Here is a 12,903-nt window from a genome sequence, read left to right on the forward strand (position 1 = left end):
TTGGCATTTGACAAGTGCACGCTGTTGAGTTCTCAAGGATCGGATGCTCCCACGACCCAGTCATCACAACCAGGCCCGAAGGGCAACTTCTCTATCTTAGCCATCCCGTCCCGCTTGTCAAATCAGCGCGCCGCGCGGATCTTGGATCCGCTGCGCAGCTCTTGACAGCCGCAGATGGGGTGGATCTCCCATCCTAGACGCAGGCGTCTGTTCTCACAAGTGAGTGGATCGGGAGGTGGTTCTCCGCTTGAGGGGGGTGAAGCTCTCGGCTCCTCCGCTTCCCTGTGGGGCGAACAAGTAATAAGTTACGTGGGTTCTGGGGTTCTGGCAAATCGGGCCACCACCCCCGGGCGTGTCGCCGCACCAGGTGGCAACACTTTTCCCAGTCCAGCGCCGGTATTCCGCCGAGATCGCCGCCACGAGTACGATCGCAGCGTGACCCAGCTGCCGAATCGCGCCCCCTCCGCTGCTCTGTTGGACCGCGTGTGGTCCGCCCTCGGGCTCGCGCCGGTGGAGGTTGATTCCGGCGCCCCCTTCGTTCACGCCGTGCCTCTCGAGTCGCGCCTCGCGACGGCGGATCTGGCCTGGGCGAGCGTTCGGGCCGTGTGTCTGGCGGCCGGCGTCGACTCCCTCCCCGACCCCGATCGCATCGCCGTCGCGTACCGGAGCGATCGGGTGCTCACCGTCGACGGACGCGCCCCCGATGTCTGGTCCCCGCACTCGGGATTCTTCCGGGCGTCCGACGGGTGGATCCGCACCCATGGCAACTACCCCCACCACGCGATGCGCCTTCTGACCGGTCTCGGGCTCGGAATCGACGCAGCGGGCGAAGAGGTCCGAGCGGCCATCCTGACTCAGTCGGCCGCCGACGCTGTCGATCGGATCGTCGATGCGGGCGGACTCGCCGTGCCCGTGCTGCCGGAGGACCCCATCCACGACGCTCAGCTGCGGTCCGCTCCCCTGCTCCAGGTCGATCGGATGCCCTCCCCGAGCGGCGAGGAGCCGCGCCGGCGAGACGGCGACGATCGTCGTGCACCACTCACCGGCACCCGCGTGCTCGATCTCACCCGGGTGATCGCCGGTCCCGTCTGCACCCGCACGCTCGCACTGCTGGGAGCAGACGTGCTGCGCGTCGATCCCCCGCAGCTGCCCGAGCCCGAGTGGCAGCACTTCGACACAGGTCACGGGAAGCGATCGACGCTGCTCGACGCCGGAACCGAGCGTTTCGACGAACTGCTCGCCGAGGCTGACGTCGTCGTCCTCGGGTACCGACCGGCAGCCCTCGCGCGACTCGGCCTCTCCGCATCCGCCCTGATCGAGCGGCACCCGAGTCTGGTGATCGCGGAGCTCAGTGCGTGGGGCGACGACCACCCCTCTCGCGCGGGGTTCGACAGCTTGGTGCAAGCGGAGTCCGGGATCGCCATGATCGAGACGCCGGACGGCGACCGCCCGGGGGTCCTCCCCGCGCAGGCCCTCGATCACAGTGCCGGGTACCTGCTCGCAGCCTCGATCATCTCGCTGCTCGAGCGGCGCCGTCGAGAAGGTGGTGGCTGGGTGGTGCGCACGTCGCTGCGTCGAGTGGCCGCAGAGCTTCTCGGGATGCCACGGTCCTCGGGATCGCGATCGGTATCGGGGTCGGAGCGGGAACGGGTGCTGGACCTCGCCGCCCACACCGCGACGTTCGACGTCGCAGGGCAGACGATCACCACGGCGCGATCGGCGCTTCCCAGCCTCGATCTCGCCGCCCCCCATCGCTGGGGATCCGATCAGCCGCGCTGGTGAATGCGCCGGAACACCGGCAGCGACAGACAGAGCACGAGAGTGAGCACACCCCACAGGGCGCACGCCGGCGGCAGCATCCGGTAGGCCAGATGCTGGTAGGTGAACTCCTCGGTGAACGGCCCGTAGCCGGCGTAGCCGAGGGCCCACGCCGTGATCAGCACCGCGGGAAGTGACAGCCACCAGGCGATTCGGACGCCCGACGGCAGCACGCGATCCACGCTTTCGCGGGGATCAGCGCGGTTCACCCGGAGAATCCCCCAGATGCCGATCACGAGCAGGCCGATCACGCTCGAGCCGTACTGCAGCCACTTGTATCCGGTGAACGGCCCCCACACATCGTCGAGCGCGGGAAGAACATCGACGCCCCAACGGCCCTCGTGCGTGAAGAGATCCCAGACGATGTGCGACAGCACTCCCAGCACCAGCGATGCCGCGAGCATCGCCGGGTACAGCCGATCTCGAGCACCGACGCCGACGGCGGCTCGGGCCGCTTCGACGCCGGACTGCGACCAGTCGGCAGGGACCCGCCGAGCCAGCCAGAGCGGAGAGAGCTCACCGACGGCCGGGCGCAGCACGACGCGCCACAGCAGGAACAGCCCGAAAGCGACCAGCGCGGTCCACACGACGTTGCCGAATGAGTGGGTGAACGAGTACGGGAGGCCGACCCCGCGGATGAACAGCGGAAGGTCGGGCGTCATGGCGCCGATCGCGATCGCGGCGGGCACGAGCGGCGTGCGGATGAACGGGAGGGCGACCACTGCATGACTCGGCGTGAACGGCATCGGCAGGCTCCTGTCGAGTGTGAACGGTGGAAGCGTGACGGCGGCCGTCCGAGGACTCTCAGACGACCGCCGTCAGGCGATCAGGGTCGGATGTTCACGCGAGGAAGACACCTGCGAGGGTCTTCTTGCCGCGGCGGAGCACAGAAACCCCACCGGGCAGAGATCCCTTGACGGTGGCTGCATCGTCTTCGACACGCGATCCGTCGAGCGACACTCCGCCCTGGCTGATCGCGCGTCGCGCTTCGGACGAGCTGGATACCAATCCCGTGGCGACGAGCGCATCGACCACCGATGACCCGGATTCGACCGTCGCGTTCGGCAGCTCTTCGAGCGCCGTGCGCAAGGTCGACGCGTCGAGGGCAGTCAGATCACCCTGTCCGAACAGGGCCTCGGATGCCGCGATCACCGCAGCGGCCGCATCGATGCCGTGCACGGTGGCGACGACCTCGAGCGCGAGACGCTTCTGTGCGGCGCGACGGAAGGGCTCGGACTCGACCAGCGCCTCGTAATCCTCGATCTCCGCCCGGGTGAGGAAGGTGAAGACCTTCAGCCTGCCGATCACGTCGGCATCCGCGGTGCTCAGCCAGAACTGGTACATCCGGTACGGACTGCACATCTCGGGGTCGAGCCAGATGGCGTTCCCCTCGCTCTTGCCGAACTTGGTCCCGTCGCTGTTCGTGATCAGCGGTGTGCCGATCGCGTGCGCCGACGCACCCTCGGCACGACGGATGAGGTCGGTGCCGCTGGTCAGGTTCCCCCATTGGTCGGAGCCGCCGGTCTGCAGGACGCAGTCGTACTGACGGTAGAGCTCGAGGAAGTCCATCCCCTGCAGGATCTGGTAGCTGAACTCCGTGTAGCTGATGCCCTCGTCGGAGTTCAGTCGCGCGGCGACCGCATCCTTCTTGAGCATGGTCCCGACGCGGTAGTGCTTGCCGATCTCCCGCAGGAAGTCGATCGCCGACAGCGGCGCCGTCCAATCGAGATTGTTGACGATGCGGGCGGCGTTCTCGCCCTCGAAGCTCAGGTAGCGCTCGACCTGCGTCCGCAGGCGTCCCACCCACTCCTCGACGGTCTCGCGAGTGTTGAGCGTGCGCTCGGCCGTGGGGCGCGGGTCGCCGATCAGACCGGTGGAGCCGCCGACGAGACCGAGCGGCTTGTGGCCGGCGAGCTGGATGCGACGCAACGTCAGCAGCTGCACCAGGTTGCCCAGATGCAGGCTGGGAGCAGTCGGATCGAAGCCGCAGTAATACGTGATCGGGTCCCCGGCGAGAAGGGCGCGCAGCGCCTCCTGGTCAGTGGACACGTGGACGAGGCCGCGCCACAGCAGTTCGTCCCACACGTTCTCGAACGTGGGGTCGATCGCCGGCGGGGCGGTCGTCAGAGCGGAATTCGACACGCGCCCCAGGCTATCAGCGGTGAGGGGCGGTGAATCGCCGGGCCGCCGTGGATCAGGTGTGCGCCGCCCACCACACGAGGAACGCCGCGCCCAACCCGATGACCCAGCTGACGAGACTGCCGACGAGGAAGTACTCGGCCCTGGCACCTGTCTCACCGTCGCGGGAGATCTCAGGGAAGCGCACGATCCCCTTCGCCGCCAGCATCGCGGCGAGGATCGGATACGCCGCAGCCAGGGTGAGCAGCATCACCAGGATGCGCTCGAGCGGGCCGATCAGTCGACCGCCCTTGAATCCCGCTCGCGGGTCGCGCAGAGCCGTGGCTTCATCCGGTCGGCCCGGCTTGTCCGCCATCGTGGCGTCGGTCGACTCCCTGCCGCCGATCGCGTCGCCGGGCGTGGTGGCCTCGGGCGCCGCAGGTTCCGCGTCGACCTCGTCGCGCATCGCCGATCGACGCAGTTCAGCCGGTCGCCAGGTGTGCTCACCGTCGAGCGCCGCGCGCACCACGAGGTTCGCCGACTCGAGGAGGAAGACACCGGTGCCGAGCGTCAGGATCGCAAGATCGAACGGGACGTCGCCGAACGGTGAACGGAGGTTCCACACGGTGCCGATCAGGCCGGCATCAGTGCGCGCCCCCAGCCATACGACCGATCCGATGCTCACGAGACCGAGCAGCGCCGCGGGCCAGAACCCGAGCGGTGCGCGGCGCTCCGACGGCATGCACCAGACCCAGAGCGCTCCGACCACGAGCCCTGCGAGCATGGGCAGCAGCGCGTCGCTCACGCTGCCGAGCAGCAGGAACATCACGGCCACCGTCAGGTACCCGGCCCATCGATGCGGAGCGAACTGGCGGACGAGATCGGCGGATCCGACCGCGAGCAGGATGAATCCGGCGACGATCATGCGCTCGCTCCCCTCAGCGCGACCGCACCTTCGATGAGTGCGGCGCTGCCGGCGTTGCGCAACGACTTCGAGACGCTGGGCTGCGAGATGCCCTCTTCGGCGGCGAGGTCGTGCTGCGATCTGCCGACCATCCGTCCGTAGGTGAGGCGGCGCTCGCGCTCGTTCATGGCGCCGACCAGCTCGTCACGGACGAGGAGGTAGGCGTTCGATGCTGCGATCACGCTCTCCATGACCTCATCCTGCCCCGGGGCTCCGACAATCCAGATCCGGGTGCGCGGCACGGTGCGTGCCTCTCTCGCGTGGACGGTCTCGATCGCCGCGCGCGCCGCATACCACCCCGGCCCGTCGGCGAGCTCGCCGTGGACGGAGTCGACGGTGCGCACCTCGCCGATCCCGATGCCGAAACGGAAGGAGATGCCGTCGGGAAGAGCGAGCTGGATCATGAGAAGCGACACCAGAGCGTCTTCGAGCCGAAGATAGACACCCTGCTGCTCATCCCCCACCGTGGGGGTGAGCGGGTGATGTGCCAGAGGCAGGGCGGCCTCCACCCGAGCGATCGTGTCATCGAGCACGCGCTGCGCCGCCGTGCGATCGTCGAGCTTGCGCGATCCCACGATGTCGGCGAGTACGGCGATGACCATGTGATAACCGTATCACGAATAACTGTTATTTATGCCCTATTAGGTTATATGCTCGGAACATGCCTGAATCAGACATCATCCGGTGGGACGAAGGTTCCTGGACCCACTCACCCGCCGCACTCACCACGATCTCCGCCGACGGGGTCGAGCACCTGGACGTGACCGCCGCGGAAGGCAGCGACGCCTGGCGACACACGGCGTACGGATTCGTCCACGACACCGAGCACGCGCTGCTGGCCCCCCTGGCCGTGGGCGAGGCGATGGACGTCTCATTCCGCGCGCCATGGGACGGCCAGTTCGACCAGGCAGGAGTCTTCGTGCGCATCGACGACGAGCACTGGATCAAAGCGGGCATCGAGTACGCCGACGAGCACCTCGGACTCGGCGCCGTCGTCACCGACATCCGCTCCGACTGGTCCGTCGGATACGTCGACGACTGGCACGGCCGAGAGATCACCGTCCGCGTGAGCCGGTGGCCGGACGCGGTGATCGTTCGCGCACGCGCGGACGACGAGGACTGGCGACTGGTTCGCGTCGCTCCGTTCACCGGCGACGCCGCTGCATCCGCCGGCCCGTTCCTCGCCAGCCCGACCCGCGCCGGACTCGTCGTGCGCTTCACCCGGTGGACGAGGTCGACCGCCGACGTCGCGCTGCACTGAGGAGCCCCGCCGGTCGCCGCACATCGCGTCGACCGGCGGTGCACAACCGACTACAGGCCCAGGGCGTGCGCCGCAGCCTGGGCTCTGGCGACGAGCTCGGCACGCTGCTCGGCGACTCGGACGGGAGCCGTTCCCCCGGCTCCGGTGCGCGATGCCACGGAACCCTCGATCGTGAGAACCTCACGCACTTCGGGGACCAGATGCGGAGAGACCGAGAGCAGCAGCTCGTCGGAAGCGTCCTCGAGACCGATCCCCTGTTCTTCGCAGGCCCGCACGAGCGCGCCCGAGATCTCGTGCGCGTCGCGGAACGGCACCCGGCGCTTCACGAGCCACTCGGCGACATCGGTCGCGAGCGAGAATCCCTGGGGGGCGAGTGCCGCCATCCGCTCGGTGTCGAAGCGCAGCGTCGCGATCATGCCGGCGAACGCGGGAAGCACGACCTCGAGGGTCTGGACCGAATCGAAGACCGGCTCCTTGTCCTCCTGCAGGTCGCGGTTATAGGCCAACGGGAGGCCCTTGAGCGTCGCCATGAGCCCCGACAGATTGCCGATCAGGCGCCCCGACTTTCCGCGAGCGAGCTCCGCGATGTCGGGGTTCTTCTTCTGCGGCATGATGCTCGACCCCGTCGAGTACCCGTCGTGCAGCGTGACGAAGCCGAACTCACGTGTGTTCCAGAGGATGATCTCCTCGCTCAGACGCGAGATGTCGACACCCGTCATCGCCGCGATGAAGGCGAACTCGGCGACGACGTCGCGTGCCGCGGTGCCGTCGAGCGAGTTCTCCGCCGGTCGATCGAGTCCGAGTTCCGATGCGACCAGCGCAGGATCGAGTCCGAGGGTCGAGCCCGCGAGCGCTCCCCCGCCATACGGCGAGACGCCTGCGCGACGACGCCAGTCGACGAGACGCTCGAGCTCGCGCACGAGCGGCCAGCCATGGGCCTGGAGGTGGTGCGCGAGGAGCACCGGCTGCGCGTGCTGCAGATGCGTGCGGCCGGGGAGGATCGCGTCGGGGTGGGCCTCGGCCTGCGCGACGAGCGCGTCGATGACACGGAGGATGTCGCGCGCGATCACTCGAGCGTGATCGATCAGGTACATGCGCACGAGAGTGGCGATCTGATCGTTGCGGCTGCGTCCGGCGCGCAGGCGTCCGCCCAGTTCGGGACCGAGCTCGGCGATCAGCGCCTGCTCGAGCGCACCGTGCACGTCCTCATCGGAGGGGACGGGCTGCAGCGTGCCGTCGGCGACCTTGCGCGCCACGGCATCGAGCCCCTCATGCATCCTGGCCGCCTCAGCAGGTTCGAGGTAGCCGGCAGCCGCGAGCGCCGTCGCGTGCGCATGCGAGCCCGCGATGTCGTACGGGGCGAGGATCCAGTCGAAGTGCGTCGATCTGCTGAGCTCGACGAGCTCGGGCGACGGCCCGCTCGCGAAGCGGGCGCCCCACAGTGCGCCTTCGTTCGTGCCTTCGTTCTTCGAGTCGACCATCACGCGTCCTTCTTGCCGAGCAGCCAGACGAGCAGGGCCTTCTGCGCGTGGAGACGGTTCTCGGCCTCATCCCAGACGACGCTCTGTGGTCCGTCGATGACCTCGGAGTCCACCTCGTAGCCGCGGTCGGCGGGAAGGCAGTGGATGAAGATGGCCTCGGAATCGGCGATCTCCATCGTCTCGGGGGTCACCTTGTAGCCGCCGAGATCGCGGATGCGCGCGAGCTTCTCCTCCTCCTTGCCCATCGACACCCAGGTGTCGGTGACCACGACGTCGGCGCCGGCCGCAGCCTCGACCGCATCCGTGAACAGCGTGATCGAGCCGCCGGTCTCCGCAGCCCGGCGGTCGGCCGCCTCGACGACGTCGGCGCGCGGGGCGTACTCCGCAGGTGACGCGATGCGCACATGCATGCCGGCAGTGACACCGGCCAGTGCGTAGGAGTGCGCCATGTTGCTCTGCCCGTCGCCGAAGAACGTCAGGGTCAGCCCCTTGAGCTCGCCCTTGTGCTCTCGGATCGTGAGCAGGTCGGCGAGCAGCTGGCACGGGTGGAAGTCGTCCGAGAGGGCGTTGACGACTGGCACCGTGGTGCCGGCGGCCATCTCCTCGAGCCCCGCCTGCGCATAGGTGCGCCAGACGATCGCCGCGACCTGGCGCTCGAGAACCCGCGCGGTGTCGGACGGCGTCTCCTTGCCGCCGAGCTGGCTGCTCGCGGTCGAGATGATCAGCGGCGTGCCGCCGAGGTCGGCGATGCCCACCGCGAAGGAGACGCGGGTGCGGGTGGACGACTTGTCGAAGATCACCGCGACCGTCTGGGGACCGGCGAGAGCCTTGTTCGCCCAGCGGTCCTTCTTCAGCTCGATGGCGAGATCGAGGATCTCCGCCTGCTCGGCGGGGGTCAGATCGTCGTCACGCAGCAGGTGGCGGGTCATGCGAGGGCCTTTCCGGATTCGGCGAGGGATGTCTGTACGTCAGCGAGCGAATCGGCGAAGAGCTTGCGGAACTCGGCGAGTTCAGCGTCTCCGATCGTGAGAGCCGGGGCGATGCGCACCGTCTCGGGGTTGGCTGCGTTCACGATGAGGCCGCGCTCCTGAGCAGCGGCGACCACGTCGTTCGCGACGGGGGCGCCGAGTGCCACTCCGATGAGGAGCCCTCGGCCACGCACTCCCGTGACGAGGGGCGAGTCGATGTCCTCAATGATCTGTCGGATCTCCTCGCCTCGACGCGCAGCGTTCTCGACGAGTCCGGCGTTCTCGATCTCGGTGAGCACGGCGTCGGCGACGGCGGTGGCCAGCGGGTTGCCGCCGAACGTCGATCCGTGCGAACCCGGCGTGAAGAGCGAGCTCGCCGCACCGTAGGTGACGAGAGCGCCGATCGGGAAGCCTCCCCCGATGCCCTTCGCGAGCGTGATCGCGTCAGGGGTGATGCCCTCGTGGCTGAAGCCGAACCAGGCCCCCGTGCGTCCGGCACCCGTCTGGATCTCATCGACGATGAGCAGCGCCCCGTGCTTCAGCGTGAGCGAACGGGCGGCCTGCAGATAGCCGTCCGGAAGCTCGACCACGCCGGCCTCGCCCTGGATCGGCTCCACGATGACGGCGGCGACCCGGTCGTCGATCGCGGCTTCCAGAGCCTCGACGGTCGTCGGGATGTGCTCCACTCCCCCGGGCATCGGCTCGAACGGCGCGCGCATCGCGGCCTTGGCCGTCAGCGCGAGTGACCCCATGGTGCGCCCGTGGAATCCGTTCTCGAGTGCGAGGATGCGCGGCTTGTCCGTTCCCCCGTGGAGTCGGGCGAGCTTGAACGCCGCTTCGTTCGCCTCGGCGCCGGAGTTCGAGAAGAACACGCGGCCGTCGATCCCGGCGCCCGCGAGGCGCTTCAGCCGTGCGGCGAGCGCGAGCTGCGAGGGCGTCGCGAAGTAGTTCGACACGTGCGCGAGAGTCGCGGCCTGTCTCGACACGGCCTCGACGAACACCGGATGCGCGTGACCGAGCGAGGTCACCGCGATGCCGGCGAGGAAGTCGAGGTGGCGCTTGCCCTCGGAGTCCCAGAGGTAGGACCCCTCTCCTCGTGTCAGCATCGCCAGGCGCGGGCCCGCGTTGAGGACCAGATCGCTCGCTGCGTCATCCTGCCAGTTGCTCATGCGTTCATCCCTGCGCTTCCCAAGACCACTTCAGTTCCGATTCCCTTGCTGGTGAAGAGTTCGACGAGCACCGAGTGCGGCACGCGTCCGTCGATGATCGCGGCGGCATCCACGCCGCCTTCGATCGCATCCAGGCAGGCCTTCATCTTCGGGATCATGCCGGATTCGAGTGTCGGCAGCATCTCGATGAGAGCCTCCGAGGTGAGGTGCGACACGAGCGAGTCGCGGTTGGGCCAGTCGGCATAGAGCCCCGGCACGTCGGTGAGGATGACGAGCTTGCGAGCGTTGAGCGCCACGGCGAGGGCTGCCGCCGCGGCATCCGCGTTCACGTTGAGCGACTGGCCGGGGTGATCGAGGTCGGGCGCGATGCTCGAGACGACGGGCACGCGTCCCGCCGCGAGGTGATCGAGCACGGGCGTCGGGTCGACCTCCACGACGTCGCCGACGCGTCCGAGGTCGATCTCCTCGCCGTCGATCACGACACCGCGACGACGACCACCGAACAGGCCGGCGTCCTCCCCGCTCAACCCGGTGGCGATCGGACCGTGCGAGTTGATCTTCGAGACGAGCTGCGGGTTCACCTGGCCGGTGAGGACCATGCGCACGACGCTGATCGCCTCGGTGTTGGTGACCCGGTAGCCGCCCTTGAACTCGCTCGGGATCTCGAGTCGCTGGAGCATGTCGGAGATCTGCGGTCCGCCGCCGTGCACGACGACCGGCAGCACGCCGACGTAGCGCAGGTACGCGATGTCCTGTGCGAACGCCTCCTGCAGCTCGTCGGAGACCATCGCATTGCCGCCGTACTTGACGACGACGATCTGGTCGCGGAACTTCTTCAGCCACGGGAGCGACTCGATGAGCGTCGCGGCCTTCACGGCGGCGACGTCCGGGGTGGTGTCCTGAATGTCGGTCATGAGGCGTAGGCGCTGTTCTCGTGCACGTAATCGTGGGTGAGGTCGTTCGTGAGGATCGTCGCGGTGGCATCGCCGACCTTGAGATCGATCACGAGATGCGTGGCACGCGGAGTGAGGTCGACCTCCTCGCGCGGACGGTCGGGGCCGCCCTCGCTGCACACCCGGACGCCGTTCATCCAGACGTCGACGTCGTACGGGTCGAACTGGGCGTTCGTGGTGCCGATCGCTGCGAGCACCCGCCCCCAGTTGGGGTCGTTGCCGAAGATGGCGGCCTTGAAGAGATTGTTGCGCGCGACGGAGCGGCCGACCTCGACCGCCTCCGCCTCGGTCGCGGCGTGCTGCACCTCGATGGTGATGTCGTGGCTGGCCCCCTCGGCATCGCCCTGCAGCTTGACCGCGAGCTCCTGGCACAGCTCTGCCAGCGCGGCGGAGAAGTCCTTGAGGTCGGGCACCACCTCGGAAGCGCCGTTCGCGAGCAGTGTGACCTGATCGTTGGTCGACATGCATCCGTCCGAATCGAGGCGGTCGAACGTCGTCCCGGTGGCGAATCGCAGCGCGGCATCCGCCTCGAGAGGCTCGAGCACGGCATCCGTCGTGATGACGACGAGCATCGTCGCGAGCCCGGGAGCGAGCATGCCCGCTCCCTTGGCCATGCCGCCGATGGTCCAGCCGTCTCGGCTGACCACGGCGGTCTTCGACACGCTGTCGGTGGTCATGATGGCCTCGGCCGCGACATCGCCGCCGTCTGTCGACAGCTCGGCGATCGCCTGTTCGGTGCCCGAGAGGACCTTCGCGCGGAAGACCTCGTCTCCGACTCCGATGAGGCCGGTCGAGCACACGAGCACGTCGCCGGCGCCGACGCCGAGCAGCTCGGCCGCCTTCTCTGCGGTCTGGTGCGTCGTTTGGAAGCCGAAGCTGCCGGTGAAGCAGTTCGCGCCTCCCGAGTTCAGCACGACGGCCTCGACCACGCGATCGGCGACGGCCTGCTGCGACCAGATGATGGGGTTCGCCTTGGCGCGGTTGTTGGTGAACACGGCCGCACCGACCTTGCGCGGGCCGCGATTGACCACGACGGCGACATCGGGCTTTCCGGTCGATTTGAGACCTGCGGCGACTCCGGCCGCTTCGAATCCTGCGGGGGCGGTGACGCTCACGGCGCGACTCCGTTCACTGAGAGGGCGCGGGACTCGGGCAGCCCCAGCGCGAGGTTCATGGATTGGACGGCAGCGCCGGCGGTGCCCTTGACGAGGTTGTCGACCGCGGTGACCACCGTCACGCGGTTCGCCGCGCGATCGATCGCGAGACCGATCAGGGCGGTGTTCGCACCGAGGACATCGGCCGTGCGCGGGAACTGACCGGCGGGCAGCAGCTGCACGAAGGTCTCGTCGCCGTAGGCGTCCTCCCAGGCGGCGCGGATCTCCGCATCGCTGACATCGCCGACGATCGGCGCGGTCGAGGTGGCGAGGATGCCCCGCGACATCGGAACCAGCACAGGCGTGAACGAGATGCGGATGCCGTCGGCTGGGGAGCCGGATGCCGCGGCGAGCGCCTGGCGGATCTCCGGGATGTGCCGGTGCGTGCCCCCGACCGCGTAGGGATTGGCTGTGCCGAGGATCTCGCCGGCGAGCAGGTTGGTCTTGAGGCTCTTCCCCGCTCCGGACGGGCCGACGGCGAGCACCGAGACGATGTCCCCCGCGTCGATCACCCCTGCGGCGACCCCGGGGGCCAGGCTCAGGCTCACGGTCGAGGCGTTGCAGCCGGGAGCGGCGATGCGCGTCGCCTCGCGCAGCGTCTCGCGCTGCTTGACACCGCCGACGAGCAGCTCGGGAACGCCGTAGGCCCACGGTTCGTGGAAGTCGCCGCCGTAGAACGCGTCCCAGGAATCCTGCGACGTCAGTCGGTGGTCCGCTCCCGCGTCGATCACGAGCGGGGTGTCGCCGAGCGCGTCGGTGTACTGCCCGGACTGCCCGTGCGGCAGAGCGAGGAAGACGATGTCGTGCCCGGCGAGCGTCTCGGGCGTGGTGTCCTGCAGGGTGAGGTGTGCGAGCGACCGCAGGTGCGGCTGATGCTGCACGAGCGGCTGACCGGCGTTCGAGTGCGCCGTCACCGTGCGGATCTCGATGTCGGGATGAGACGCGAGGAGGCGCAGGATCTCGCCGCCCGCGTAGCCGGATGCGCCGGAGACGGCGACGGAGTACGTCATTCTTCTA

The 12,903-nt window shown here is 68.5% G+C and carries 12 protein-coding genes; 2 read left to right on the plus strand and 10 right to left on the minus strand.

What is annotated here, in order from left to right; all coding sequences use genetic code 11:
- The first annotated feature begins 435 nt into the window (after positions 1–435).
- Positions 436–1,782 carry a CoA transferase gene (locus SOM10_RS10260; RefSeq protein WP_320489815.1) on the plus strand — a complete coding sequence of 449 codons (1,347 nt, stop codon included), beginning with the start codon at positions 436–438 and terminating at the stop codon, positions 1,780–1,782.
- Here the strand turns inward: SOM10_RS10260 and SOM10_RS10265 are convergent.
- The 4 genes from SOM10_RS10265 to SOM10_RS10280 all read right to left on the minus strand — a co-directional run bounded on the left by SOM10_RS10265 (position 1,767) and on the right by SOM10_RS10280 (position 5,502).
- Positions 1,767–2,564, minus strand: coding sequence for a DUF4184 family protein (locus tag SOM10_RS10265; RefSeq protein WP_320489817.1), 798 nt, complete (start codon positions 2,562–2,564; stop codon positions 1,767–1,769). The genes SOM10_RS10260 and SOM10_RS10265 overlap by 16 nt on opposite strands.
- A 94-nt stretch (positions 2,565–2,658) precedes the next feature.
- Positions 2,659–3,960, minus strand: a complete 1,302-nt coding sequence (tyrS, locus tag SOM10_RS10270) for a tyrosine--tRNA ligase (protein WP_320489819.1) — start codon at positions 3,958–3,960, stop codon at positions 2,659–2,661.
- A gap of 52 nt (positions 3,961–4,012) precedes the next feature.
- Complete coding sequence (locus SOM10_RS10275; RefSeq protein ID WP_320489821.1) at positions 4,013–4,861, minus strand: hypothetical protein; 849 nt, start codon at positions 4,859–4,861, stop codon at positions 4,013–4,015.
- Complete coding sequence (locus SOM10_RS10280; RefSeq protein ID WP_320489823.1) at positions 4,858–5,502, minus strand: SatD family protein; 645 nt, start codon at positions 5,500–5,502, stop codon at positions 4,858–4,860. Before SOM10_RS10280 ends, SOM10_RS10275 begins: the two co-directional genes overlap by 4 nt.
- A gap of 59 nt (positions 5,503–5,561) precedes the next feature.
- On the opposite strand from SOM10_RS10280, the gene SOM10_RS10285 reads away from it, so the two are divergent.
- The gene (locus SOM10_RS10285) at positions 5,562–6,161 is read left to right on the plus strand and encodes a DUF1349 domain-containing protein (protein WP_320489825.1); all 600 of its coding nucleotides are present in this window, start codon (positions 5,562–5,564) and stop codon (positions 6,159–6,161) included.
- A 50-nt stretch (positions 6,162–6,211) separates the two neighbouring features.
- Here SOM10_RS10285 and argH read toward each other — a convergent pair whose 3' ends face one another.
- From argH to argC, 6 genes are read right to left on the minus strand one after another with little or no spacing between them, the layout of a single operon-like run.
- Positions 6,212–7,642 carry an argininosuccinate lyase gene (gene argH / locus SOM10_RS10290; RefSeq protein ID WP_187250401.1) on the minus strand — a complete coding sequence of 477 codons (1,431 nt, stop codon included), beginning with the start codon at positions 7,640–7,642 and terminating at the stop codon, positions 6,212–6,214.
- Complete coding sequence (gene argF / locus SOM10_RS10295; protein WP_056280178.1) at positions 7,642–8,571, minus strand: ornithine carbamoyltransferase; 930 nt, start codon at positions 8,569–8,571, stop codon at positions 7,642–7,644. The genes argH and argF overlap by 1 nt, the downstream gene beginning before the upstream one ends.
- A complete protein-coding gene (locus SOM10_RS10300) occupies positions 8,568–9,779 on the minus strand; it encodes an acetylornithine transaminase (RefSeq protein ID WP_320489830.1) in 1,212 nt (403 codons plus the stop codon). Before SOM10_RS10300 ends, argF begins: the two co-directional genes overlap by 4 nt.
- Positions 9,776–10,693 (minus strand): acetylglutamate kinase, encoded by a 918-nt coding sequence (gene argB, locus SOM10_RS10305; protein ID WP_053096875.1) that lies wholly within the window; start codon positions 10,691–10,693, stop codon positions 9,776–9,778. Before argB ends, SOM10_RS10300 begins: the two co-directional genes overlap by 4 nt.
- On the minus strand, positions 10,690–11,847 hold the full coding sequence (argJ, locus tag SOM10_RS10310) for a bifunctional glutamate N-acetyltransferase/amino-acid acetyltransferase ArgJ (RefSeq protein WP_320489832.1): 1,158 nt from the start codon (positions 11,845–11,847) through the stop codon (positions 10,690–10,692). The genes argB and argJ overlap by 4 nt, the downstream gene beginning before the upstream one ends.
- On the minus strand, positions 11,844–12,896 hold the full coding sequence (gene argC / locus SOM10_RS10315) for an N-acetyl-gamma-glutamyl-phosphate reductase (RefSeq protein ID WP_320489834.1): 1,053 nt from the start codon (positions 12,894–12,896) through the stop codon (positions 11,844–11,846). The genes argJ and argC overlap by 4 nt, the downstream gene beginning before the upstream one ends.
- Positions 12,897–12,903: the final 7 nt, after the last annotated feature.

This window comes from Microbacterium sp. CFBP9023 (genome assembly GCF_034045055.1).
Lineage (GTDB): Bacteria > Actinomycetota > Actinomycetes > Actinomycetales > Microbacteriaceae > Microbacterium.